This window comes from Rhizobium sp. RHZ01, assembly GCF_014851595.1.
In the GTDB taxonomy this organism is placed as follows: domain Bacteria; phylum Pseudomonadota; class Alphaproteobacteria; order Rhizobiales; family Rhizobiaceae; genus Rhizobium; species Rhizobium altiplani.
In genome coordinates, this window is record NZ_JACUZZ010000119.1 from 1 (window position 1) to 371 (window position 371).

The 371-nt window shown below is 64.7% G+C and carries 1 protein-coding gene; it reads left to right on the forward strand.

Translation table 11 applies throughout. The features are described from left to right. The coding region (locus tag IB248_RS31085) for a cytochrome c-type biogenesis CcmF C-terminal domain-containing protein (protein ID WP_281419735.1) at positions 1-371 on the forward strand (371 nt) is incomplete at both ends.

Here is a 371-nt window from a genome sequence, read left to right on the forward strand (position 1 = left end):
GACCGCGCTGCTGCATTCGGCGCTCGTCATGGAAAAGCGCGAGGCGCTGAAGATCTGGACGGTGCTGCTTGCCATCCTGACCTTCTCGCTGTCGCTGATGGGCACGTTCCTCGTGCGCTCGGGGGTCCTGACCTCGGTGCACGCCTTTGCCAGCGATCCGACCCGCGGCGTCTTCGTCCTGTTCATTCTGCTGATCTTCATCGGCGGGTCGCTGTCGCTCTTTGCCTTCCGCGCGCCGCAGCTGTCGGCCGGCGGCTTGTTTGCGCCGATCTCGCGCGAAGGGGCGCTTGTCCTCAACAACCTGATCCTCACCGTCGCCTGCGGCACGGTGCTGACAGGCACGCTCTATCCGCTGCTTTTGGAGACGCTGA